Origin of the sequence: Bartonella sp. AA89HNZF (assembly GCF_042196905.1) — a bacterium.
Taxonomy (GTDB): Bacteria; Pseudomonadota; Alphaproteobacteria; order Rhizobiales; family Rhizobiaceae; genus Bartonella.
Genome location: NZ_JBHIRD010000062.1, coordinates 1 through 1,954, shown reverse-complemented (window position 1 = coordinate 1,954; position 1,954 = coordinate 1). Strand labels below are relative to the sequence as shown.

The following is a 1,954-nucleotide window of genomic DNA, read 5'->3' as shown; positions in this document are numbered from 1 at the left end:
TTGGTTTTGATGGGAATAGATACGACTTTGTCAGCAGAATTATTGGCGGTAATGGCTATACCTACGAGACAATACCTGCTGGCAGTAACATGTGGAAAGAATGGTGGAGAGTGATCATGAATCCCATAAGCTCCCATACTTGCCTTGGAGATGCGAGTCCACAATGTAGATATGATTATGGTTCATCTCATCGTGAACAATTTCCTTTAAGTAAATCATGGAGTAAAAAATGAAACAAACCCTAAAATTATTAAGCGCTGTAACTTTGTTCAGTATAGCCGGATGTCAATTTAACAAGCCTCCTCTAGGAGAGGTGGCAGCGTGGAAGAAACCAGGAGCAGATTTTACTGAGGTAGGAAAAGCCTTGTTAGAATGTGGAATGCCAACTCCTTATTATACTGATCCAGAAAGCAGAAAGCTAAGTAACAATGCATGGGCAACAATTCATGCTTGTATGGTTCAAGCAGGTTTCCATTATGAAAATGAACATGAGGGAGGATGGTGTTATACTTTTAGAGCCGAAAACCTTCCGATTTGTCGACCAGGCGCTGTGATCCCGATGCGTAGTGTCAAGAAGCGCTTGAACAGCCCGTTTTGTAAAAAGCATCCAGAACAATATGAATGCTATCCTTAAGTCTTTCTTGTGATGATCAACAATCTGCCATCCTTGCCTTTACTTGGAATGGCGGGATTGTTTTCTCACGCACATTATTTAACGGATGAAGAACAACAGAATTTACAAAAAGGTTCTGATGGCAAAGTTCATTTTTTCCTCAATGGTATTCTTACAACACCAGATGAAGCAGCCCATAATGCGGTTCAGTTGGCTGATAACAAGAATGATCCACACTATTTTCTGATGTTCCCTCATAGCGATTCGTTCTTGGTAGAGTTGTTCATTGCAGGGTATCAGTATGCTCTAGAAGGTAAGTTGGGTATTTTGACCAATTCGACGAAGAAGTACCAGAATCTGTTGTATAGCCTTGGCAATATAGGATTGCATACTGATGCGCATAGCCGCGGCAGTATGACAGCGGGCAATGGATCGCATGATTTAGAAAAGCATGGTGTTCATGGTATAGCAAAGAAAACAACGATTAATTTCTTTGGACCAGCTTATAATACTCAAAACATGGCAGATACGTTATATATCTTAAGTGATGGAAAGCAGGATTACGTAAACTTGGAAAATCATAAAAATGACTTTGTTGGTACAAAGATTGGCAAAAATCCTTACACTTTTGAACAAATACCTCCTGGAAGTGGTCCTTGGAAAGACGCAGGGCAAATATTTAAGGGCTACCCCAGTGTCCATGCTTGTTATGGACATCCAAGTGATGCTTGTACAAAGTTCTATGGATTACCTAATTGTACGCCAATTTATTCAAAATATTCAGGAAGAAAAAAATGAAGAAAATCTTGAAATTATTAAGTGGTCTCATTCTGTTAAATATTGCTGGATGTAACATTGATAAGCCTGCTCCAGGGTATTTGAGTATGTGGGAGAAAAATAGTGTTACTGATTTTACGGAGATAGGAAAAGCCCTATTAGAATGTGGCATGCCAACGCCTTATGATATCGATCCAGAAAACCAACAGCAGAGTATTAATGCTAAAGCAACAACTTATGCTTGCATGCTCCAATCAGGATTCCGCTATAAAGATGAAGAAGTAGCAAGAGCGGGAGGGCCATGTTATACTTTTAAAGAGAAAAACTTGCCGATTTGTCGTCCAGGTGCTGTCATACCACAGCGCAGTGTCAAGAAGCGCTTAAACAGCCCGTTTTGTACAAAGCATCCAGAACAACCTGAATGCGAGCCTTAAGTTTTGCTGTTTGTGATGATCAACAATCTGCCATCCTTGCCTTTGCTTGGAACGGCGGGACTGTTCCCTCAATCCAACATTTCAATATTGTTCACCGTTGTTTTAATGAAGCGGTGACAGGAAATATCAA

General features: G+C 40.3%; 3 protein-coding genes and 1 pseudogene. All 4 read left to right on the top strand.

The features are described 5' to 3' along the window. Nucleotides 1-233 (top strand): annotated as a pseudogene (locus tag ACFIN0_RS09635) (filamentous hemagglutinin); the annotation flags it as partial. Beyond that, nucleotides 230-634 carry a hypothetical protein gene (locus ACFIN0_RS09630; protein ID WP_375702440.1) on the top strand — a complete coding sequence of 135 codons (405 nt, stop codon included), beginning with the start codon at nucleotides 230-232 and terminating at the stop codon, nucleotides 632-634. The pseudogene ACFIN0_RS09635 and the gene ACFIN0_RS09630, both read left to right, overlap by 4 nt. Nucleotides 635-646: 12 nt before the next feature. Further along, entirely contained in the window at nucleotides 647-1,411 is a 765-nt protein-coding gene (locus tag ACFIN0_RS09625; RefSeq protein WP_375702439.1) for a hypothetical protein, read from the top strand. Continuing rightward, the gene (locus ACFIN0_RS09620; RefSeq protein ID WP_375663872.1) at nucleotides 1,408-1,824 is read left to right on the top strand and encodes a hypothetical protein; all 417 of its coding nucleotides are present in this window, start codon (nucleotides 1,408-1,410) and stop codon (nucleotides 1,822-1,824) included. The genes ACFIN0_RS09625 and ACFIN0_RS09620 overlap by 4 nt, the downstream gene beginning before the upstream one ends. Nucleotides 1,825-1,954 lie beyond the last annotated feature (130 nt).

What these genes read in the sequence shown, in the direction of transcription:
- ACFIN0_RS09630 (WP_375702440.1), top strand. Translation starts at nt 230, where the DNA reads ATGAAACAAACCCTAAAATTATTAAGCGCTGTAACTTTGTTCAGTATA.
- ACFIN0_RS09625 (WP_375702439.1), top strand. Translation starts at nt 647, where the DNA reads ATGATCAACAATCTGCCATCCTTGCCTTTACTTGGAATGGCGGGATTG.
- ACFIN0_RS09620 (WP_375663872.1), top strand. Translation starts at nt 1,408, where the DNA reads ATGAAGAAAATCTTGAAATTATTAAGTGGTCTCATTCTGTTAAATATT.